At 63.6% G+C, this 19,848-nt stretch carries 19 protein-coding genes; 13 read left to right on the top strand and 6 right to left on the bottom strand.

Annotation, left to right across the window (positions count from 1 at the left end; translation table 11 throughout):
* Positions 1 to 79: 79 nt before the first annotated feature.
* The 9 genes from KSS93_RS21010 (at position 80) to KSS93_RS20970 (ending at position 7,965) form a co-directional block, all read left to right on the top strand.
* Positions 80 to 4,621 (top strand): RHS repeat-associated core domain-containing protein, encoded by a 4,542-nt coding sequence (locus tag KSS93_RS21010; RefSeq protein ID WP_217885817.1) that lies wholly within the window; start codon positions 80 to 82, stop codon positions 4,619 to 4,621.
* Between the two features lie 16 nt (positions 4,622 to 4,637).
* Positions 4,638 to 5,024 (top strand): hypothetical protein, encoded by a 387-nt coding sequence (locus tag KSS93_RS21005; RefSeq protein WP_217885816.1) that lies wholly within the window; start codon positions 4,638 to 4,640, stop codon positions 5,022 to 5,024.
* A gap of 208 nt (positions 5,025 to 5,232) precedes the next feature.
* Positions 5,233 to 5,694 (top strand): hypothetical protein, encoded by a 462-nt coding sequence (locus KSS93_RS21000; protein WP_217885815.1) that lies wholly within the window; start codon positions 5,233 to 5,235, stop codon positions 5,692 to 5,694.
* Between the two features lie 28 nt (positions 5,695 to 5,722).
* Positions 5,723 to 6,067, top strand: coding sequence for an Imm45 family immunity protein (gene imm45 / locus KSS93_RS20995; RefSeq protein ID WP_217885814.1), 345 nt, complete (start codon positions 5,723 to 5,725; stop codon positions 6,065 to 6,067).
* Positions 6,068 to 6,124: 57 nt separating this feature from the next.
* The gene (locus KSS93_RS20990) at positions 6,125 to 6,442 is read left to right on the top strand and encodes a hypothetical protein (RefSeq protein WP_217885813.1); all 318 of its coding nucleotides are present in this window, start codon (positions 6,125 to 6,127) and stop codon (positions 6,440 to 6,442) included.
* Positions 6,443 to 6,577: 135 nt separating this feature from the next.
* On the top strand, positions 6,578 to 6,832 hold the full coding sequence (locus tag KSS93_RS20985) for a hypothetical protein (RefSeq protein ID WP_217885812.1): 255 nt from the start codon (positions 6,578 to 6,580) through the stop codon (positions 6,830 to 6,832).
* Positions 6,833 to 6,859: 27 nt separating this feature from the next.
* Positions 6,860 to 7,126, top strand: a complete 267-nt coding sequence (locus KSS93_RS20980) for an immunity protein TriTu family protein (RefSeq protein WP_217885811.1) — start codon at positions 6,860 to 6,862, stop codon at positions 7,124 to 7,126.
* A 66-nt stretch (positions 7,127 to 7,192) separates the two neighbouring features.
* Positions 7,193 to 7,486 (top strand): hypothetical protein, encoded by a 294-nt coding sequence (locus tag KSS93_RS20975; protein ID WP_217885810.1) that lies wholly within the window; start codon positions 7,193 to 7,195, stop codon positions 7,484 to 7,486.
* A 32-nt stretch (positions 7,487 to 7,518) separates the two neighbouring features.
* Complete coding sequence (locus KSS93_RS20970; RefSeq protein ID WP_217885809.1) at positions 7,519 to 7,965, top strand: hypothetical protein; 447 nt, start codon at positions 7,519 to 7,521, stop codon at positions 7,963 to 7,965.
* Between the two features lie 10 nt (positions 7,966 to 7,975).
* Here the strand turns inward: KSS93_RS20970 and KSS93_RS20965 are convergent, their stop codons facing one another.
* From KSS93_RS20965 to dsbD, 4 genes are all read right to left on the bottom strand, one after another.
* On the bottom strand, positions 7,976 to 8,281 hold the full coding sequence (locus KSS93_RS20965; protein WP_217885808.1) for a hypothetical protein: 306 nt from the start codon (positions 8,279 to 8,281) through the stop codon (positions 7,976 to 7,978).
* Between the two features lie 69 nt (positions 8,282 to 8,350).
* Positions 8,351 to 9,109, bottom strand: coding sequence for a thiol:disulfide interchange protein DsbG (gene dsbG, locus KSS93_RS20960; RefSeq protein WP_217885807.1), 759 nt, complete (start codon positions 9,107 to 9,109; stop codon positions 8,351 to 8,353).
* Position 9,110: 1 nt separating this feature from the next.
* A complete protein-coding gene (locus KSS93_RS20955) occupies positions 9,111 to 9,941 on the bottom strand; it encodes a TlpA disulfide reductase family protein (RefSeq protein WP_217885806.1) in 831 nt (276 codons plus the stop codon).
* Entirely contained in the window at positions 9,941 to 11,653 is a 1,713-nt protein-coding gene (gene dsbD, locus KSS93_RS20950) for a protein-disulfide reductase DsbD (protein ID WP_217885805.1), read from the bottom strand. The genes KSS93_RS20955 and dsbD overlap by 1 nt, the downstream gene beginning before the upstream one ends.
* A gap of 223 nt (positions 11,654 to 11,876) precedes the next feature.
* On the opposite strand from dsbD, the gene KSS93_RS20945 reads away from it, so the two are divergent.
* From KSS93_RS20945 to KSS93_RS20935, 3 genes are all read left to right on the top strand, one after another.
* Positions 11,877 to 12,560: a response regulator gene (locus KSS93_RS20945; protein WP_217885804.1), complete on the top strand. Its 684-nt coding sequence runs from the start codon at positions 11,877 to 11,879 to the stop codon at positions 12,558 to 12,560.
* On the top strand, positions 12,557 to 13,879 hold the full coding sequence (locus tag KSS93_RS20940) for an ATP-binding protein (RefSeq protein WP_217885803.1): 1,323 nt from the start codon (positions 12,557 to 12,559) through the stop codon (positions 13,877 to 13,879). Before KSS93_RS20945 ends, KSS93_RS20940 begins: the two co-directional genes overlap by 4 nt.
* Positions 13,880 to 14,085: 206 nt before the next feature.
* Positions 14,086 to 15,480, top strand: a complete 1,395-nt coding sequence (locus KSS93_RS20935; RefSeq protein ID WP_217885802.1) for an aspartate aminotransferase family protein — start codon at positions 14,086 to 14,088, stop codon at positions 15,478 to 15,480.
* Between the two features lie 141 nt (positions 15,481 to 15,621).
* Here KSS93_RS20935 and KSS93_RS20930 read toward each other — a convergent pair whose 3' ends face one another.
* Positions 15,622 to 16,554, bottom strand: coding sequence for a siderophore-interacting protein (locus KSS93_RS20930; protein ID WP_217885801.1), 933 nt, complete (start codon positions 16,552 to 16,554; stop codon positions 15,622 to 15,624).
* Between the two features lie 148 nt (positions 16,555 to 16,702).
* Between KSS93_RS20930 and pvdP the strand changes: the two genes are divergently transcribed.
* Positions 16,703 to 18,325 carry a pyoverdine maturation tyrosinase PvdP gene (gene pvdP / locus KSS93_RS20925; protein WP_217885800.1) on the top strand — a complete coding sequence of 541 codons (1,623 nt, stop codon included), beginning with the start codon at positions 16,703 to 16,705 and terminating at the stop codon, positions 18,323 to 18,325.
* A 117-nt stretch (positions 18,326 to 18,442) separates the two neighbouring features.
* Here the strand turns inward: pvdP and KSS93_RS20920 are convergent, their stop codons facing one another.
* Positions 18,443 to 19,846, bottom strand: coding sequence for an efflux transporter outer membrane subunit (locus tag KSS93_RS20920; RefSeq protein ID WP_217885799.1), 1,404 nt, complete (start codon positions 19,844 to 19,846; stop codon positions 18,443 to 18,445).
* Between the last annotated feature and the right edge of the window lie 2 nt (positions 19,847 to 19,848).

Here is a 19,848-nt window from a genome sequence, read left to right as displayed (position 1 = left end):
TGCCAGCATGTCAATGCCGCGGGCATGGATGCTACCCTGCCCCGCTTCACAGCCGCACCGCGCAAGGACTTCAGGTTTCATGGACGACAGCCTGCACGCCGCCCGTCTGGGTGATTTCATATTGCACCCGCCGTTGGCGGCCGAGCTGGTCAGTGGCCTGGTGGAGGCTGCGGTCTATGCCGCTGCCGCCGTTGCGGTGGGTGCTGCCATTGGTGGTGCGGTAGTAGCAGTGGTCGGGACCGGTGGCACAGCCGCATTCCTCACCCCGCTGGTCGCCGGCGTGATCGTCAGTGCCGCAGCCAGCCTGCCGACGGGCGAAGACAAGAGCATCGGCGATCACATCAGCGACTTCAGCAACTGGGTCGGCAATTCGATGTTCCCGCCCGAGAAGCACGGCGAGATCACCAGCGGTTCTCACGACACGTTTATCAACGGCACTGCCGCAGCGCGCGCAGCGGGTGTGCCGGGCGCGCCGGATGCGCAGTCGGAGCAGGCAGAAGAACCGTCCATCCTGGAAAACATCGGCAGCTACGCCATGCTCGCAGTCGGCATGATGCCGCTGGTTGGTTTGGCGCAGGACATCGACAGTATTTTCAACCCTCCGGTGACTACACCAAAGGCGTCAGGCTCGGTGGATGCGCTCGAGGATACAGTCACCTGTGACAAGCACCCTCCAGAACCTGGGCAGTTCGTCGCCCAGGGCTCGGACAAGGTGTTCATCAATGGCCAGCCAGCTGCCCGGGTGGGGGACAAGACCACCTGCGATGCGCCTATCGGCATGCAGTTTTCACCTAACGTGCGCATTGGCGGCGGTACGGTGACGGTGCGCGATATCCACGATGGCAAGAGTGCGGCGGCGAAGATCATCGGCCTGGTGGCCGGGATGCTCATTGCCCGGCGGGGCATGCTCAAACGGGGCATGAAATGCGGCGTTGCCAACCCTGTAGCACCCTCTACAGGCAGCAAGTTCCAGGAAGGCCCCGAGGATATCGACTTCAGCCTGCCCGCATTGGTACCGATCAGTTGGGCGCGCCGCTATGACAGCAGTGACAAGCGTACCGATGGCCTGTTCGGCATGGGGTGGAGCGTGCCATATGAAGTGCGCCTGGAGCGTATCGAGCACCCTCAGGGTGGTGAGCTTTGGATCTACGTCGACGATCAGGGATCGCGTCTAGAGCTCGGCCGTTTGCAGGTCGGTAGTGCGTTCGTGAGCATCCTTGATGGACTGGCATTTTTTCATCAGGACAATGGCTGCACCATTGTCGAGGACCTCAACAGTGGGCTTTACCAGGTATTTCATACCGACCCGCTGGATACGAGGCGGTCTCGGTTGGTCAAGATAGGTGATCGCAACCTCAACTGTCTGGAACTCCACTACGACCAGTTCGGACGATTGCAGTTTCTCGGCGATACCTACGCACGGACATTCATCGAGCTTCGTTATGCCAGCCAGCAACCGCGTCGGGTAGTGGAAGTCCACAGGTTGCACCTGGGTCAGGGGCAGGCGTTCGTCGTGGAGCAACGCCAATGTCTGGTGCGGTATCAATATACTTCGACAGGACAGCTGGAAACCGTCGTCGATGCCGAGGGGCAGCGCTCGAGGCATTTTGCGTATACCAACCAAGGACTTTTAGCCAGCCACACACTGGCTGCAGGTGCGACGCGTCATTATGAATGGGCATCGTTTACGCCTGTACGCCCCCCGGAACAGCCGCGTAACCATGACGGCACCCCTAGCCGCATGCCGGCTCTATTGGAGCCAGGGCCAGACCACGAATGGCGTGTGGTACGGCATTGGGGAAGTGATGGGGAGGACTATCGTTTCTGCTATGACTTGGAGAATGGGCATACCCAGGTGACCGATGGCCTCGGCCGTGTGGAACATTACCATTGGGGTGGGCTATTCGAGGTTCACACCTACATCGATGCTGCTGGGCAGTGCTGGCGCCACGATCATGTCGACGGTTTGTTGCGTCGTAGTATTGACCCCCAAGGCGGTGAGTGGAGTTACGGCTATGACGCCTTGGGGCGTCAGGTCAGCGCCTGCGATCCCCTGGGACGTTGTGAAAGCTACGCCTACACCGAGCATTGGGTCTTGCCCACCCGCATCACTGACAGCGCCGGGCGAGTAAGTCGCTTCAGCTATGATCGACGCGGCAATTTGCTGAATGAAACCGATCCGTTGGGGCAAGTCACACGTTACGGCCATGATCGTTTGGGACGGTTGGAACGTATTGTCGATGCGCAGGGCAAGGAGCAGGCGTTTCGCTGGAATGAGCGGGGCCAACTGATCGCCTCGCGTGACTGCTCAGGGCATCAGACTTCCTACCGTTATGACCTGTACGGCCACCTGAGCGAGCAACGCAACGCTGCCGGGGTCATCACGCGTTATCGTTTTGATGCGCGGGGCCACCTGCTTGGACGTGAACTGGCCGACGGTAGGGTCGAGCGTTACCAGATCAACGCTTCTGGTCAGCTCACATGCCATGTCGACCCAGCTCAACAGGCGACCCAATGGCAGTACGATGACAGTGGTCGGCTTGTGCAACGCACTGACGCGATGGGCTTGACCTTGCGCTTGGGCTGGGATGCCTATGGCCGTCTGCTCTGGCTGGAAAACGAGAACGGTGAACGCTATCGCTTTCAGTGGGATGCGTTGGACCGGCTGAGCGCCCAGCGCAATCTCGATGGTGGTGGCTTCAGTTTGTCCCATGATGCTTTGGGCAATGTCCTGCAGCGCACCTTGAACCCGTCTGGCGAAGCGCAATCGGCGGCGAGCGGTGCCCCTGCGCAGCCTGAGGTCGCGGCCCAGGTCCAGCGTTTTCAGTACGACCTGGTTGGGCGTTTGCTGCTCAAGCAAACAGACGATGGTGAAACGTCTTACCGATACGATGATGGCGACAACCTGCTGTCGATCTGCTTCAAAAGTTTGGCCGGGCACACTCGGCAGTTGGACTTCACCTACGATGCGATGGGGCGCTTGACGAGCGAATGTCAGGGTAACCAAAAGCTCGGATACAGCTTTGATCCGCTAGGTAACCTGCAGACATTGACCTTGCCGGATCAACGGCGAATCAACTTCCTGCACTACGGTAGTGGCCGCCTTCACCAGATCAACCTTGACGGCCGGGTGATCAGCGACTTCGAGCGGGACGAGTTGCATGCTGAGGTGATGCGCACCCAGGGCGCGTTGCAGACCAGAACGCGCCATGACCGTACTCACCGGGTGGTGCAAAGGGCTCTGGAGTACCGCGATCGCCCGCAGGCAGTGCTGCCACTGCTGCAAAAGGATTACCAGTACGATGCCAGCGACAACCTGATAGCAGAAGTACTTACCCAGACTCAGCGCTGCGGCAGCGGGGTGGGGTTGGAGCTTGAGAATATTATTGGGCGTTTTCAAGCTGGTGCCGCTGGTCAGGGTAGCTTCCAGGGCAGAACCAGCTATGGCTACGGCCCTACTGAGCGCATATGCGTCGCATCACGTCAGATGCCGCATCATCGGGCGCCGCAGGCCGAGCAATTCGCCTACGACCCTGCCGGAAACATGGCCAATGGGCTTGCGAGCGGGAGGGTGGTTCGCAATGATCAGGTCACAGAGTTTCAAGGCCGGCGGTATCGCTACGATCGCTTCGGACGGTTGGCTGAAAAGCGTAGTGGAACCCGCCTGGTTCAGCACTTTGAGTATGATGCCGAGCATCGTCTGGTGCGGGTGCGCCAGCAGCGCGGACCGCTTCGCGAGCGGATCGAGTTTGGCTATGATCCGTTGGGCAGGCGAACGGAAAAACGTGTCTACCGTGGTGATCATGCCGAGCCGGTAAGCCGTACCGCGTTTCTGTGGCAGGGGGTGCGCCTGCTTCAGGAGATACAGGACAACAAGCCGAGCCTCTATCTGTATCCGCACGAGGCCAGCCATGAACCGCTGGCCAGAGTCGACGGGCTAACGGGTCATGAGCAGGTCCTGTACTTCCACACCAACCTTGCCGGCCTGCCGGAGCAACTGACAGACGAGCAGGGGATGAGCGTCTGGCAAGGGGAGTTCCAAGTTTGGGGCAACACCCGGGAGGAGTGGCATTCGCCCGTCCAGGCCAGCCAGCAGAACCTGCGCTTCCAAGGACAGTATCTGGATCGCGAAACGGGTCTGCACTACAACACCTTCAGGTACTACGATCCGGACATCGGGCGGTTCACCCAACAGGACCCAATAGGATTGAAGGGTGGTACCAACCTGTACCGCTATGCGCCGAACCCCATGGGGTGGGTCGACGCACTCGGCTTGAGCTGCGATCAACTGAAATGGGGCAACCCGAAAAGCAGGCCCACTTACGGCCACACCTTCCTGGACCATGGGCAGAAACTCAAGGCGAACCAACTGATCGATCGGGCCCGAGGCAAAGGGCATCAGGTGGGACAATATCTGGATGACAACGCCGCTGCCGGGTTCGTTGCCGATGTCGCTAAAAAAGGCCCGGGTGTGCATGACATGCCACTACCAAGCCATATCAAAGGACGAGGCTACTTACCCGACGGGACGGAAATCGTTCCTGACATGGCAAGGGTGGTGGTGAAACCAGACGGTTCGGTGCGAACATCATTCCCGTTCAACTCATCGCACGCCAATTGATCATAGGGAGTTAAAAATGAACGAAGTCAGAAAGATAGGCCGTGATCTTGGCTTGCCGCTGGGTGATGAATATACACAGGACTGGGCATATGAGCTTTCTGAGGAGTATCGGACCAAAGAATGGCTGGAAAGATACATTGCGGCCTATTTGAGTGGCGACTATTCCCCTCAAGGGCAGCGTGAACTGATGACCTTGGCGTTGGATATATGCAATGACCTGTTGTCCTCAGGGACCAGCCATGCAGATGAAACGCTGGTCAAGGTTTTGAACGCGCTGTTCGATAATGCTCAAGTGCATAGCGAGCTCATCGCCCATTGGGCATTGGAGGGCGAACCACTTGAGGATTGTTTTGCCTTGACTCCCGAGGTCAGGCGCAGGAAGGCTCAAAGAGTGGGTGGCTAAAAGCAGAGCATTCGGCTGTCGCGCTGAGCAGCCCTCAGAAGCAGATCCAACCTGCATTTAAAATCTGGAAGCACTCACCCGGCGAGGAGTTCGTGTGTACGGGTCCGATGAACACGCCGTCGGTGCGCTGGGTCTGGTCCGCAGAACCAAGCCGCCAGCTCTGCGATGATCGGCGGACCCCGAGTATTGGAGGTGCAACCCACAAGCTATGAACATCATCAAATTTACCGTGCGGGACGATGGCTATCTGTTGGACAGCAGTGCCTATCCCGCCTATGTGCAAAGTATCAAGGCGCAGTTGCCTTTGCATATTTTTGAGTTCATGAGTGCTGAGTGGCATTACTCCCCGCGCGATCAACGATGCTTGCACGATGCCAAGCTTCAACGGATGGTGGTGGATGAGCATCACGACGGTGAGGCATTTTCTTGCGGGCTGACGCTCTACTTGCTGGGCGCCTATGGAAACCCGCTCGAGTTGCGTTACATCGGCGTTTCACGCTATGCGTTACAGAAAAGAAAGACAGTCTGGCCGGCAGGCCAAGCCACCCATGGTGACCTGCTCATTGATGAAATGCTGCTGCTGGAGGAGGGCGTCTTTCATCACGAAATAATTTTTGAAGATGCCACGATAGAGGTGACGTTCAGGGACTTTTCGTTCAGTTTCGTCTGACGGGCGTTGATCCCAAGCGGGGTGGTCAATGGAAAGACTTATCGAATGGCAAGCAGGCGATCTCGGCAATGGCTGCGTGTTCAGATGTGCGGCGCAGTGGCAGTATGAAGCCGTTGTCGACCTGCTGCTGGTCAGCATGCCAGATGATTTCTCCCAGTTTGGCCTTGTGGTCGCTACCGGTCACAAGGCAGGTCTGCTGCTGGTACGTTTGCCCAGGGAGTGCGAGTCGACACAGTCAGTGGGGGTACGGCATGAATGGCTGGTCAGCAACTGGAGTACCTGGGTTTATCCAGAATGTGACGTTGCCGATGTATGGTTGTTACGTTGCTACCCGGTGCCTGTCTTGGCCGATTTGCCTGGGGGCTCCAAATGAGGGGCAGCATCGATAGGCATGTGATCAACTAGCGTGATGGCCGCGTGAGGCGCTGATATGAAGCAGGTGTACTTCGTCCACAGGGATGCCGGAGCGTTCGAGCGCCAGAGTGATGGTGTCGAGTTTTGCGTGATTCCCGAATTGCATGACGAGAAGATTTACTTCTACTGCCAGGAATATGTTGTTTTCTGGCGGGTGATTGATGAGGTCGGGGACTTTGCCAACGCGTGCGGTTTTTCACTGAAGGGCGAAATCAGGCCAGCCTCGCTTGAGGAGGTAGCCCATGCCGGGCTCATTGCGTTTGTCGATACAGTCAAGGAATACGACAGGGTCAAGGGCAGGTTGAAGGCTATCAGCTATATCCACTTGAAGTAGCCCGAGCCCTGGCAAAGCGCGGGTTTACCTGGGCTGTCGCCCAGATGGTTTTCAGAGGGTGTGATTCATGAATGATGAGGGTGTCGGAGTGTTGACCAGGGAAGAGGCAAACGCCTTGATCAAGGCACTCTGTATTTGAAGTTCGACTGTCGGGAATCCGAGTCACTGCTCTATACCGCCAGCCCGTTGATCAATACATCGCTGGACAAGCTCCTGGCGATGCATGGCAATGCCGATGACTGGGCCAAGGTATTTTCCGTATTGCCGGAAACCTACAAGCAGCTGATTGAGCAAAAAATCGAGAGTTCGGAACGCGAGAATGGCGATGCCTATGATAACGACGTCAGGCGGCTGGTAACGCAGTACTGTCACCATCCATACACGCCTTGAGGGACTCCAATGGAAGAGGGCGGCCAAATGCTTCTGGCGTTCGAACACTACCTGACGTCTCTGGACGACCTGACGGTCGAGGTTTCGAAGCAGGGGACCAACAGTATCGTTGCCGAGGTGGCTGACGAGCGATTCTTGGCTCGGTTCACGGTGTGGGAGCAGGGTAGTTTTGTGGCCGAGATCATGGACTTGGAGAGTGAGCGCTTTGTGTTGGAGAAGCGAGTCGAGTTTGATGATACCTCGCAGCTCAAGTCTGGCTTCGATGCGTTTCTCAACGCGATGGGTAGGCCTTGATAGGCGGCAGCTAGTTGAGGAGAAGAGAGTGGCGAGTAGAGCGGCGTTACCAGTAAAGGCCGGCCTATGAACAGGTTCAGGCTGGACAAAAAATATACCCCGTTCCTGTTCAAGGCAATCGAGACGGTACGTGCGAGTGATCTGGTCAGCTCGGGCAGGTATGACGTGGAGAATTTCAACATCGCGTTCGAAGATGTACTGCACGAGCGCGACGGGGTGCAGTACTACACCGTCAGTTTCTATGCCGAGGAGGTCAAGGCGCAGAACTGGATGACGGCAACCGCCGCCGAAGTGGGTGGGGTACATGTGGATATCGATGCAGGCACCCGGCAAGTCATCCGTGTGTATGGGGATCGATGAGCGGGCCGTCAGATACCCGGCAGAATGAATGCATGCTCATCGTGGGCCGTGATTCGTTGAGCGAAAGATTGCTGATCAGCAAGGCGCGACGCTATGCCTCGACGCTGGAAGGCGTTGATGCTTATCAGGTTGTCTTGCTCGACAATGAAACGCTGGCATGGCAGCGCCTGGCTCTGACGCGTTTGCGCTCGCTTGAAGATGTGGGCCTGCAGGCGCGCCTGGCGCATCCCGTGGCGCCTGCTGCGTTGCAGCGCGCAATCATTGCGCTGACCGGACTGACAGGGGCGTTTTCTGGTTGGGTGGTGTACGAAGGCGTGGTAGGCGTAGCGCTGCAAGGCAGTGATTTCGACTTGTTTCTGCAGCGTTACCTAGCCAGTCACTCGAGTTGCGATCTGTCACTCGCTTTCGAGTCGCCAGATACCCTCTTGTGTGTGAATGACAATGAGTACGATGTGACGTTGCACTACCTCTGGCGCTAATGATGGCTTATTAATGCGTGACATCTGTAAAGGGCAGACGTCTCAAGGCACACGGTGGTGAATATCGATGTTTCAGGATGAAGTGTAACAGCGCCCTGTCGCGGCCATGGAGCAGGGCAAGGCCCGGGGGTACGACGAGTTCATCGTGCTGGATGGCGTGCGCTGCTTCCGGCAGTTTGCCCTCAAGTTGAAGCCGCAAGGCTACCTGGCCTACGTCTTCACGGTCGCGCAAGCGCAGATGGATGTGATTGAAGATTGCGATACAGCCGAGCAGAGCTTGTACGCCGCATTCGCCGACGCCGTGGCGTTTTTGCACGCCAACGGCGCCGACCTTTCAAGGTTCAGGGCATTCAAGGGTAATTGCCCTATCGGACCCTCGTGCCGGTTAACGCTTGCCGAGAATCTTCCCCAGCATCTCCGGCCGCGGCGCACCTTGCTGGCTCTGCAACTGGCCGTGTTCATCCTGGTAGAAGATCGCTGGTGTGGCGGCCAGCCCCAGCTCCTCCATCAGGGCCATGTTGGTATCGAGCTTCTTCTGCATAGCCTCCGGCACCTTGTCCAACGCCTTGAGGGTGCTGGCCTTGCCGGCCTTCTCGTGCTCTTGCAGGGCCTTGGCCGGGTCCTTGGCGGCCAGCAGGGCGGCCGATTTGCCGGGGCTGTCCTCGCGGATGATGCCGACCATGATATGGCGCAACTGCACCTTGCCCGACTCCACCCACGGCCGCGACTGCTGCCAGAACATGTTGCAGTACGGGCAGTTGGGGTCGCTGAACAGGTAGACGATGCGCGGCGCGTCGGGCTTGCCGTCGGCGATCCAGGCGGTGTTTTCCATCTTCGCCCAGATGGCCTTGCTCATGGGGGCATACACCAGCTTTTGCAGCGGCTCTGCGCTGAGATCCTGGCCTTGCTCGTCGAACAGGCTGCCTACCAGCACGTGCTTGCCGTCGGGGGTGAGGTACAGGGCGATGCCGTTGCTCTGGTACTCGGCGGCGTAGCCGCGCAGGCCGTTGGGGGCATCGAAGCTGCCCTTGATCACCGCGCCCTTGGCCTGGAGTTGCTGGATGGCCTTTGGCAGGTCCTCGGCGTGCAGCAGCGGGCTTGCGAGCAGGGTGAAGGTGAGGGGCAGCAGGGCAGTCAGGCGCATGTCAGTTTCCTTGTGGCGCGGGGGCGTCGCTGGGGTCGAAGGGTTCCAGGGCGTGGCGCAGGCTGGCCCGCGACAGCTCGCCCAGGTGGCTGCCGACCAGGCGCCCGTCGGCGTTGTAGAACAGCGTGGTGGGCAGGGCCATGGAGCCGACCTTGCGGGCCAGCTCGCCGCTGCCGTCGAACAGCACGTGGGACAGCATCAGGCCGGTGGTGGCCATGAAGGTGCTGACGTTCTCCGGGGTTTCGCCCTGGTTGACGAACAGGAACGTCACGTGGGGATAGCCGTGCTGGGCCTGCTGCAGCACCGGCATTTCGCGCCGGCACGGCGGGCACCAGGTGGCCCAGATGTTGATGACCAGCGGCTTGCCGCGGTAGTCGTGCAGGGCCACGGCCTGGCCGCGGCTGTCGCGCAGGCTCAGTTGCGGCAGCTCCGTGCCCTTGCTGTACAGATGGCTGGCAAAGCTGCCCAGTACCCAGAACAGCGCGCCGCTGCACAGCGCCCAGCCTAGCGGGCGGCGCAGGCCGGGGCGGCGCCAGCCTTGCCAGAGGGTGCCGAGCACCACGCCGAACAGGCCGCCCCACAGCAGGAAACCGCCGTCGCGGATGTCGATGACCTGCAGCAGGTCGTCGCGGTACATCGGCCAGTAGGCCAGCACGAAACCCAGGCGGGCGAACAGCAGGCCGAGCAGGAACAGGTTGAACAGCGCCGATTCGGGGTTTTCACCGCCACGCTTGGCCACGCGCCAGCCCACCAGGCTGGCGATGCCCAGCGCTGCCAGCAGCAGCAGATGGTTCAGGGCCATGGTCAAGGGCCCGAGGGTGACGGTCAGCATCAGCCTTGGCTCCTGGTCTGCGCCCAGTGTTGCAGGAAGGCTGCGGCATCGACCTCGCCGGTGATACGCCGGGCGCGGCGTTCGTCGCCTTCGGGGCCGACCCACACCAGGCTGGGCGGGCCGGGGACCTGGTAGCGTTGCAGCAGCTCGCGGCTGGCCGGGGTGTCGGCGGTCACGTCCAGGCGCAGCAGGTGCACGCCTTCAAGGCTGGCCTGCACGTCGGGGCGGGCGAATACCTGTTTTTCCATGACCTTGCACGACACGCACCAGTCAGCGTAGTAGTCCACCAGCACCCACTGGCCGCGGGCCTTGGCCGCATCCAGTTCCCGTTGCAGGGCGGCGGGGGTGCTTACCGTGGTGAAGTTGTCGTGGCTGGCAGCGGGGGCGCTGCCACCGGTTTTGGCGGTGAAAGGTTGCAGCGGTTGCCACAGGTCACTGCCACCGGCCGCAGCGCCCACCAGCAGCAGGCCGCCCCACAGCGCACCGAGCAGTGGCACCGCGCGCAGGGCCGGCAGGCGTTGCAGGGCCGGCCAGGCGGCCCAGCCCAGGGTGATCAGCCAGGCGCCGGCCAGGGCCAGCAGCAGCGGGGCGGGCAGCAGGTTGCGCACGGTGTACAGGGCCATGCCCAGGAACACGAAGCCGAACACGCCCTTGACCAGGTTCATCCAGGCGCCGGGGCGCGGCAGGTAACGGTTGCCCAGGGTGACCAGCAACAGCAGCGGCACGCCCATGCCCAGCCCCAGGCTGAACAGCACCAGCGCGCCCTGCAGCACATCGCCGCTCTGCGCGATGAACAGCAGCGCGCCGGCCAGTGGCGCGGTCATGCACGGGCCCATCAGCAGCCCCGACAGCGCGCCAAGCAATGCCGCGCCATACAGGTTGCCACCACGGGTGCCGCGCCCGGCCTGGTCGAGGCGGTCGCGCAGGGCGCCGGGCAGTTGCAGTTCGAAGGCGCCGAACATCGGCAGGGCCAGCAGCACGAACAGCGCCGCCAGGCTGCCCAGCAACCAGGGTTGCTGCAGCCAGGCTTGCAGGCTGGCGCCCAGCAGTGCGGCGACCACCCCCAGGGCTGCGTACACCAGGGCCATGCTCAGCACGTACACCCCGGCCAGCACCCAGCCACGCCGGGCGCTGGCGCCGTTGCCCAGCACCAGCCCGGCAAGGATCGGCAGCATCGGCAGCGAGCAGGGGGTGAAGGCCAGCAGCAGGCCCAGGCCGAAGAACGCCAGCAGGCTCCAGGTCAGGCTTGCGTGTTGCAGATTGCTGGCCAGGGCCTGGTCGCCAGCCAGCGTTGCGTCTGCCGGTTGCGCGCCGCCCAGGGCAATGGCCGTGGTTTGCGGCGGGTAGCACAGGCCGGCGTCGGCGCAGCCCTGCCAGCCCAGGCGCAGCTCGCCGGTGGCGTTGGCCGGTATCAGCAGTTCGAGCTGCTGACGATAGACGGCGCTGTCGCCGAAGAATTCGTCGTGGTGGTTCTCGGCCTGTGGCAGTTGCGGGTGCTGCTCAGGGGGCAGGCCGTCGAATTTCAGGCGCTTCTGGTAGAGGTAGTAGCCGTCCTTGATCTGGAAGTACAGGCGCATCTGGCCGTCCGGGAGGCGGTCTTGGCTGAGCACGAACGCGTCATTGACCGGCAAAAAGTCCGGTTTGACGTCAAACGGGTTGGCCTTGAGCGGGCCGGCGAGCAGGAATGCCAGCAGGAGGAGAAAAACACGCATGTCGACGCCTTGGCAGAACTTGGAATGAGGGCATGCTGGCCGGGGGGTATTAACTAAAGGTTAACCGGCCTGCCTGGATGGCTTGATCTTATCTCAAGGCTGCGCCTGGCGGCGTTCGTGCCTGCCTCAAGACAATGCCCAACCCACCCGGAAACGGTACATAATCCCCCCTTAATACCTACCCTGTGCAATGCCAGCTTCCCCACCCCCGGAGACCCACCCCATGCACGTTCTGCTCTGCGAGGATGACGACCTGATCGCCAGCGGCATCTGCGCCGGCCTTTCGGCCCAGGGCCTGACCGTGGACCGGGTGGCCAGCGCCTCGCAGGCCCGGCAGATGCTCAAGGCCGCGCAGTTCGACGTGATGATCCTCGACCTCGGCCTGCCTGACGAAGACGGCCTGAAACTGCTGCGCCGCCTGCGCCAGCAGGGCGAGACCCTGCCGGTGCTGGTGCTCACCGCCCGTGATGCGGTCACCGACCGGGTCGACGGTTTGCAGGCTGGCGCCGACGACTACCTGCTCAAACCCTTCGACCTGCGCGAGCTGGCCGCGCGCCTGCACACCCTGTTGCGCCGGGTGGCCGGGCGTGCGGTGAACGTCATCGAGCATGGCCCGCTGGTCTACGACCCCAGCAGCTGCGCCGCCACCCTGGCCGGCCAGCCGGTGGACCTGTCGCGGCGCGAGCAGGCGCTGCTGCAAGCCTTGCTGCAGAACCCCGGCCGGGTGCTGTCCAGCGAGCAGCTCAAGGACTGCGTGTACGGCTTTAGCGACGAGGTCGAGAGCAACGCCCTGAACGTGCATATTCACCACCTGCGGCGCAAGCTCGGCAACGGTATCGTCGAGACCGTGCGCGGCCTGGGCTATCGCCTGGGGCCGGCGCAGGCGCCAGGGGAGGCGGCCTCATGAGCCTGCGGGTACGCCTGTCGCTGATCCTCGGCAGCGCCTTCATCGTTATCTGGGTACTGGCGGCGGCGTGGATGCTGCGCGACCTGCGTCAGCAGATGATGTTCTCCCTCGACCAGCGCCTGGTGGCGTCGGCGCGCATGGTCGCCGGGCTGGTGGAGCAACTGCCGCAACCGCTGGCGGCCAAGGGTGAGGATGCGCACTTCTCTGCCGACCAGCTCAGCGTGCCGGACGGCATGGCCTGCCAGGTCAGCTCGTTGCGTGGCGAAATCCTTGCCAGCAACCACAAGCACGATGGTGCCATGGACGACCAGCGCAGCGGTTTCCGTGACCAGACCATCGACGGCGCATCGTGGCGCACCTTCACCTACAACCATGGCGATGTGCGCATCACCACCGCCGACCGCCACATGGAGCGCGAGGCGCTGAACCAGTCGATTCTGCTGGCCGCCTCGGCGCCGGTGCTGATGGCGCTGCTCGGCAGCCTGGGGCTGTTGTGGATCGGCCTGGGCAAGGGCCTGGCGCCGCTCAACCGCATGCGTGACGCCCTGCGCCGGCGGCGCGCCGACAGCGTTGAGCCGTTGCAGGTGGGCAACCTGCCCAGCGAGCTGCAGCCGCTGCTCGATACGCAAAACCAGCTGTTCCTGCGCATCGCCCAGACCATCGAGCGCGAGCGGCGCCTGACCGATGACGCCGCCCACGAGCTGCGTAGCCCGCTGACCGCTATCAAGACCCACCTGCAGGTGGCACGCATGACTGACGGTGCGGTGCGCGAGCAGGCCCTTGAGCATGCCGAGCAGGGTACCGACCGCATGCACCGCACCCTGGAGCAGTTGCTGATGCTGGCGCGGGTGGAGGGCAGCCTGTCGTTCGACGACGGTGTGCAGTGCAGCGCCGAGCAGGTGGCGTTGCAGGCCATCCAGGATGCCGGTGGTGGTGACAACCGGCGCATCTTGCTGCACCTGCCGGACGAGGCGGCGCGGGTTTACCTGGGCATGCCGGCGCCATTGGCGGTGGCGGCGCTGCGCAACTTGCTGGACAACGCCCTGCGCCATGGTGGCGATGCTGCGGTGGAGCTGGATGTGCAGGCGCTCGATGGCCAGGTGGACTTCGTGGTGCGCGACCATGGCCCGGGCATCCGCCAGGAAGACCTGGCGCACCTCACCGAACGTTTCTGGCGCAACAGCCAGAGCGGTGGCTGCGGCCTGGGCCTGGCCATCGTCCATGCCATCGTCCAGCGCTGCGCCGGCAGTCTGCGCTTTGACAGCCAGGCCGATGGCTTGCGGGTGTGTCTGCAGGTGCCGGCACGCACTGCTGGCTGAACCCACCGCGTTATCTGGCACCGGCTGCGCCGGTGTTCGCGGCTGAAGCCGCTCCTGCAGGGGCGGTGCAGGCCTGGGTGAACAAATCCCGCAACAAGCGCTAAATCCGCACCCCGCCCAAGCGTTTTCCAAGCGATAACTACCCGACACACATCCGGTTACAGGACGCGTGGCGGGCACATCCGCTTGCTTGCGAGGGTTTCTCCATGTCCACCGCGTCCAGCCTTGCCCGGGCCCTGCCGGCCAACGAGCCCCAGGCCCTGTATGAATTCGCCGACTCGCCGCTGCTGCTGCGCCAGCAGCAACAGGAGTCCAACGCCCGCAGCTACCCGCGGCGCATCCCGCTGGCGCTCAAGCGCGCCCGGGGCATTCATGTGGAAGATGTCGAGGGCCGCCAGTTCATCGACTGCCTGGCCGGCGCCGGCACCTTGGCCCTGGGGCACAACCACCCGGTGGTGGTCGAGGCCATCCAGCGCGTGTTGGCCGACGAGCTGCCGCTGCACACCCTGGACCTGACCACCCCGGTCAAGGACCAGTTCGTCCAGGACCTGTTCGCCCTGCTGCCCGAAGCGCTGCGCCGCGAGGCGAAGATCCAGTTCTGTGGCCCGACCGGCACCGACGCGGTGGAGGCGGCGCTCAAACTTGTGCGCACTGCCACCGGGCGCAGCACCGTGCTGGCGTTCCAGGGTGGCTACCACGGCATGACCCAGGGCGCCCTGAGCCTGATGGGCAGCCTGGGCCCGAAGAAGCCGCTGGGCGCGCTGCTGAGCAGCGGCGTGCAGTTTTTGCCTTACCCCTATGACTACCGTTGCCCGTTCGGCCTCGGTGGCGAGGCCGGCGTGCGCGCCAACCTGCACTATCTGGAAAACCTGCTGAACGACCCCGAGGCCGGGGTGGCGCTGCCGGCGGCGGTAATCGTAGAGGTGGTGCAGGGCGAGGGCGGTGTGATTCCGGCCGATATCGAGTGGCTGCGCGGCCTGCGCCGTATCACCGAACAGGCCGGCGTGGCGCTGATCGTCGACGAGATCCAGAGCGGCTTTGCCCGTACCGGCAAGATGTTCGCCTTCGAGCACGCCGGCATCGTGCCGGACGTGGTGACCCTGTCCAAGGCCATAGGCGGCAGCCTGCCGCTGGCGGTGACGGTGTACCGCGACTGGCTCGACCAGTGGACGCCGGGCGCCCACGCCGGCACCTTCCGTGGCAACCAGATGGCCATGGCGGCGGGCTCGGCGGTGATGCAGTACCTGGTGGAGCACCGCCTGTGCGAACACGCCGAAGCCATGGGCCAGCGCTTGCGCGGGCACCTGCAGACGCTGCAGCGCGATTACCCGCAACTGGGTGACATTCGCGGGCGCGGGCTGATGCTGGGCGTGGAGCTGGTGGACCCGGCGGGTGAAGTGGACGCCTTGGGGCACCCGCTGGCCCACCGCAGCCTGGCGCCGAAGGTGCAGCGTGAGTGCCTGCGCCGTGGCCTGATTCTCGAGCTGGGTGGCCGGCATGGTGCGGTGGTGCGCTTCCTGCCGCCGCTGATCATCAGCGCCGAGCAGGTGGACGAAGTGGCCGGGCGCTTTGCCGAGGCGCTGCGGGCGGCGTTGGCCTGAGGTATTTAGGGCCGCTTTGCGGCCCATCGCGGCACAAGGCCGCTCCTACAGGTGGGGCGCAAGGTTCAGGCTTTGCGCGATCCTGTGGGAGCGGCCTTGTGTCGCGATGGGCTGCAAAGCAGCCCCCACTGTTTCAAACAGTCAATCAAAGGTACGCCCGGCACGCCAATACCCCATCAGGGTCAAACTCTCCCGCGCCAACCCGCGCTCCTTGACCAGATAACGGCGAATATCCATTACCGTGCCCGACTCCCCGGCAATCCAGGCGTAGAAGTCGCCTTTCGCATCACTGGCCAGTTCCCACAGAATGCGCTGGTCGATATCGATATCCTCCAGCTCCACGGCCTTGGTCACCTGCACCCCAGGCAGGTTGGCCAGTTCGTGCACGGCATGGTGCATGCCTTGCCCGTGTTCGCAGCGCAGCAGGTCGCGGGGCAGCCAGTGCAGGCGGGTGGCGGGGCTGTGGCGAAGGGGCAGGCAGTCGCTCTCCAGCGGCACTTCGATGAACGCCTGCACCTCGCGCTGCGGCGCGTGGTCGGCCAGTTGTTCGAGAATGCCGGCGATTGCCGGCAGGGCGGTCTCGTCGCCCACCAGCAGGATGCGCTGGGCGCTGTGTGGCGGCTTCCACTCGTAGCCGCCGGGGTCGCGGTGGTAGGCCAGGTTGGGCGCGACCATCTGCAGGCGGTCACCCACCTGGGCTGTGGTGGCCCAGGCCGAGGCCGGGCCGTTCACACCGTGCAGGACGAAGTCGACGTCTACCTCCAGCGCTTCGCGGCGCAGCGCACGGATGGTGTAGGTGCGCATCGGTGGCGTGTGCTGGGGTGCCAGGTCGCGGCGCGCCTGCTGCCACTGGCCGTCCTTGGGCAGGTTGGGTGGCGCGCCGGCGGGGGTGGGGAAGAACAGCTTGATGCGCTGGTCGGGCGCCAGGGTGGTCATCTGCGCCACATCGGCACCGGTGAACACGTAGCGGCACAGCGAAGGGCTCAGGCGCTCGATGGCCTTGAGCTCGATGTCGAAGATGCTGTAGGCGGTGGCCTTGCTTGGGCGGATCAGGCGTGAAAGCAGGGAGGTCATGGGCTTGCCTCTGGCAGCGGGGGATACACAACAGACGAGTGCCTGGCCTGCTGAATTAGCCGGCCCCCGTGCGCCATTAAATTTCCCCGCCCAGCGTACGTCCTAGCTTGGATAGAAGCCGCAGCAAGCACAGACGAATCGAGGCGCAATGACCATTTCCCGACGAGGTTTCATCGCAGGCCTGGCAGTGGCGGGTGCTGCCGGCACAGCGGCCTATTACGCGCATAAAGAGCTGACCCACGACCCCGAAGATGACGTGGTCACGCCTGGCGAGGCCAGCGTTGAGCTGGCCGATTACAGTGGTCAGGTACTGGCGGATCTGCTACGCGGGGTGTGGGATATCCGTTTCGAAGGTGCCGATGGTGGCCTTGAGGGGCTGCCCAGGCAGGGTGTCGAGATGTTCCTCGACGTTGCCACCAAGGGCCGTGGGCTGCGTGGCTTCGTCGACACCGGTGCAGGTCTGCGCGCAGAGGCGCAGCCTGCCTACCGCGTGCTGGGCGATCTGGTCGGTGCCGGCAGCGGCGAAGTGCGTTGGCGCCTGGTGGGCCGCGAAGGTGGCGTTGACTACGAATGCGTGGCCAGCCTGGACGAGGTGTGGGGCGTGTTTGCCAACGCCGGCAGCGGCACCTTGAGCGTACGGGTACAGCGGCTGGACCGGCCGCTGACATTGGTGCTGCAGGACAGCCGCCTGGTCGCGGTCAAGCGCCTGTTCCCCGAGGCCCGCGAGCGCCTGCCCTATACACCGGCGATGCTGGCCTGGGTGATCAGTGCCGAGCACCGGTTGTTCCACCAACTGTGGCACGCCACCCGCGACCGCTGGCACAAACTGCCAACGAGCAAACAGGATGCCCTGCGTGGCCTGGGCTGGCAGCCCGGCCCGCGGGATCTGGAGCGCGATGCGCGCGGCCCGCGCAAGCACCGCAATGGCTCGGGAATCGATTTTCTGTTCATGCACCGGCACATGCTGATGCACGCGCGCACCCTGCAGGATTTGCCGTCATGGCAGCGCTTCCCGCTGCCGCAGCCGGCGGTGGAGGCCGACCGCGCAGGCTTTGCCCGCTACTACGACAACCACGACGGCTACCGCGTGCCGCCCCCCTGGCAGGCCCCCGGTGACCAGGCCTATGGGCAGTGGGTGGGGGCGATCAAGGCCGGCGAGACCTTCTGCAGCAATTTCCAGGTGTGGGAATCGCAGTACCAGGACCCGCTGTACCTGTCGAAGCTGTCGTTGGGGGCGCTGGGGTCGGAGCTTGAGATGAACCTGCACGACTGGCTGCACATGTGCTGGGCGACCGTCCCGCGCGACCCCATCAGCGGCGCACCGGTGCCGTTCGCCCGAGACCCGTCGGATTTTGCTGCGCGTTGGTTCGAGCGCGAAAACGACTTTCTTGGCGACCCGTTCTCGTCCCACGTCAACCCGGTGTTCTGGGCCTTCCATGGCTGGATCGACGACCGTATCGATGACTGGTTCCGTGCCCAGGAGCGTTACCACCCAGGGCAGGTCACGCGCCTTGAGGTCAACGGCGTGCCCTGGTTCGCCCCGGGGCGCTGGGTGGAGGTGGACGACCCCTGGCTGGGGCCGGACACCCACGGTTGCAGCACCCAGCCGGGCATGCGCCCGGGCAAGTCGGTGGAGATGGATGTGGAGGTGATGAAGCTGGCCTTGCGCATCACCTTTGGCGAGGAGGGCAAGATCGATGGGTTGTTGCGCAAGGTGCCGCAGCGGCCTTGGTATGCGCGGCATTTGTCGATGAAGAATATTGTTTCGTAGGGGCTGGCGGGGGGATTGGGTGATCGTCTAGAGCCTTGCGGCGCTCGATCTTGAGGGCGCTGCATAACCTTCGCCGAACCCCTGTTAGCCCTGACCCTCCCTCGAAAGGGACATCCCCTACATCCTCACTGTCTCCCACCCACCACCCAACGCCTTGTACAACGCCACGCTGCCCTGCAACCGGGCCAGGCGCAGCTGCGCCTGTTCGTCCTCGGCCAGGTACAGCGTGCGCTGGGTCTCAAGCACGCTGAGCAGGGTCTCGGCGCCGGCGCGGTAGCGCTGCTGGGCAAGGTCAAAGGCGATGCGCGCCTGGGCCACTTCCTCGTCCTGCCACTGGCGCTGGCGCTCTACACCGTCGATCGCGTTCAGGGCCTTTTCCACATCACCGAAACCATTGACGATGCTGGCCCGGTAATCCTCCAGCAGCTCCTGCTGCTCGGCCTTGGCCAGGTCGCGTTCGGCGCGCAGGCGGCCGTTATTGAAGATCGGCGCGGTCAGGCCTGCGGTGAGGGTGTAGTAGGGGCTGTCGAGCACATTGGCGAAGGTCCGCGCGCCGCTCCCAAGGTTCGCGCCCAATACCAAACGTGGCAGCAGAGCGGCGCGGGCCACCTGCACGTTGGCACTGGCCGCAGCCAGGCGCGCTTCGGCGGCTGCGATGTCCGGGCGCCGGCCCAGCAGTTCGCTGGGCACGCCGCTGCCGATGCCGGGCCAGCGCAGCGCGCGGATGTTCTGGGTGCTGGTCGGCAGCTGTTGGACCGGCTCGCCCAGCAGCGTGGCCAAGGTTACGCGGTTGTCCTGGCGGCGCTGCTCCAGCAACGGCAGCTGGCGCTGTTGGGCGGCCACCAAGCTGCGCTGTTGGGCTAGCTCGAGGCGGGTCGCCGAGCCCGAGCGTTCGCGGGCTTCGACCACCCCGAGCACATCGCGGGCGTTTTCCAGGTTGAGGCGGGCGATACGCAGCTGTTCGTCCAGGGCCAGGCCCTGCAGGTAGCTGTCGGCCACCGCGCCGAGCAAGGTCAGTTCGACGGTCTGGCGGTCGAAGCGGCTGGCGTCGAGGCTGCGCAGGGCGCTGTCGCGGGCGGCGCGCAGGCCACCCCAGAAGTCGATTTCGTAGCTGGCGCTGAGCTGCAGGCCGAACGAGGTGCTGGTGCGTTCGCTGCTGCTGGCGTCGAGCTGGTCGTTGCCTTCGCCGCGCAGCAGGCGTTGGCGGCTGCCGTCCAGGCCCAGTTGCAGCTCGGGCAGCAACGGGGCACCGGCGATGATCGCGCTGGCCTGGGCCTGGCGCACGCGCGCGGCGGCGGCGGCCAGGTCGTGGCTGTTGCGGCGCGCGCGCTCGATCAACTGGTTCAGTTCAGGGCTGGCGAATGCTTGCCACCATTGCCCGTCTGGTTGCGCTTGTGCGGTTTGGGCAGGCCCTTGCCAGGCGGGTGGCGGGGTGATTGCGCTGGCCGGCGGCGGCGGTGTGCTGCAGGCGGCCAGGCACAGGCTCAGGGTCAACAGGCTGATACGGCTGGGGATTGGCATGG

This window comes from Pseudomonas xanthosomatis (assembly GCF_019139835.1).
In the GTDB taxonomy this organism is placed as follows: Bacteria; Pseudomonadota; Gammaproteobacteria; order Pseudomonadales; family Pseudomonadaceae; genus Aquipseudomonas; species Aquipseudomonas fakonensis.
The sequence above is the reverse complement of the archived record's forward strand: the minus strand, read 5'-3'. Positions and strand labels throughout refer to the sequence as shown.

Excerpts from the sequence above, each read along its gene's own strand:
- KSS93_RS21010 (WP_217885817.1), top strand. The coding sequence starts at position 80 with ATGGACGACAGCCTGCACGCCGCCCGTCTGGGTGATTTCATATTGCAC.
- KSS93_RS21005 (WP_217885816.1), top strand. The coding sequence starts at position 4,638 with ATGAACGAAGTCAGAAAGATAGGCCGTGATCTTGGCTTGCCGCTGGGT.
- KSS93_RS21000 (WP_217885815.1), top strand. The coding sequence starts at position 5,233 with ATGAACATCATCAAATTTACCGTGCGGGACGATGGCTATCTGTTGGAC.
- imm45 (WP_217885814.1), top strand. The coding sequence starts at position 5,723 with ATGGAAAGACTTATCGAATGGCAAGCAGGCGATCTCGGCAATGGCTGC.
- KSS93_RS20990 (WP_217885813.1), top strand. The coding sequence starts at position 6,125 with ATGAAGCAGGTGTACTTCGTCCACAGGGATGCCGGAGCGTTCGAGCGC.
- KSS93_RS20980 (WP_217885811.1), top strand. The coding sequence starts at position 6,860 with ATGCTTCTGGCGTTCGAACACTACCTGACGTCTCTGGACGACCTGACG.
- KSS93_RS20975 (WP_217885810.1), top strand. The coding sequence starts at position 7,193 with ATGAACAGGTTCAGGCTGGACAAAAAATATACCCCGTTCCTGTTCAAG.
- KSS93_RS20970 (WP_217885809.1), top strand. The coding sequence starts at position 7,519 with ATGCTCATCGTGGGCCGTGATTCGTTGAGCGAAAGATTGCTGATCAGC.
- dsbG (WP_217885807.1), bottom strand. The coding sequence starts at position 9,109 with ATGCGCCTGACTGCCCTGCTGCCCCTCACCTTCACCCTGCTCGCAAGC.
- KSS93_RS20955 (WP_217885806.1), bottom strand. The coding sequence starts at position 9,941 with ATGCTGACCGTCACCCTCGGGCCCTTGACCATGGCCCTGAACCATCTG.
- dsbD (WP_217885805.1), bottom strand. The coding sequence starts at position 11,653 with ATGCGTGTTTTTCTCCTCCTGCTGGCATTCCTGCTCGCCGGCCCGCTC.
- KSS93_RS20945 (WP_217885804.1), top strand. The coding sequence starts at position 11,877 with ATGCACGTTCTGCTCTGCGAGGATGACGACCTGATCGCCAGCGGCATC.
- KSS93_RS20940 (WP_217885803.1), top strand. The coding sequence starts at position 12,557 with ATGAGCCTGCGGGTACGCCTGTCGCTGATCCTCGGCAGCGCCTTCATC.
- KSS93_RS20935 (WP_217885802.1), top strand. The coding sequence starts at position 14,086 with ATGTCCACCGCGTCCAGCCTTGCCCGGGCCCTGCCGGCCAACGAGCCC.
- KSS93_RS20930 (WP_217885801.1), bottom strand. The coding sequence starts at position 16,554 with ATGACCTCCCTGCTTTCACGCCTGATCCGCCCAAGCAAGGCCACCGCC.
- pvdP (WP_217885800.1), top strand. The coding sequence starts at position 16,703 with ATGACCATTTCCCGACGAGGTTTCATCGCAGGCCTGGCAGTGGCGGGT.
- KSS93_RS20920 (WP_217885799.1), bottom strand. The coding sequence starts at position 19,846 with ATGCCAATCCCCAGCCGTATCAGCCTGTTGACCCTGAGCCTGTGCCTG.